At 37.9% G+C, this 227-nt stretch carries 1 pseudogene; it reads right to left on the minus strand.

What is annotated here, in order from left to right:
• Window positions 1-227: pseudogene (locus tag EXE09_RS18930) on the minus strand (hypothetical protein); the annotation flags it as partial.

The raw sequence follows: 227 nt of genomic DNA on the forward strand, positions 1-227 counted from the left end.
TCATGCTCACCTCGCAAAGCTTCTTCAATATCAACAATCAACTGCTCTGCATCATCTCTATAGCTTTGATCGCTCCATGCTTTAATTAATTTCAAAGATTCTTCAATGGATGCCTCCAATGCTTCTTTTTTCACTATAGTTTTACCAAGCAAAATGGTCGTGCTTGTATTATCTTCTTGAAGCTTGTTTGCTCTGTTGTTTTCCCTTGTAGCAATTTCATCAGCTCG

Source organism: Acinetobacter sp. WCHAc060025, from assembly GCF_004209355.1.
GTDB classification, from domain to species: domain Bacteria; phylum Pseudomonadota; class Gammaproteobacteria; order Pseudomonadales; family Moraxellaceae; genus Acinetobacter; species Acinetobacter wuhouensis.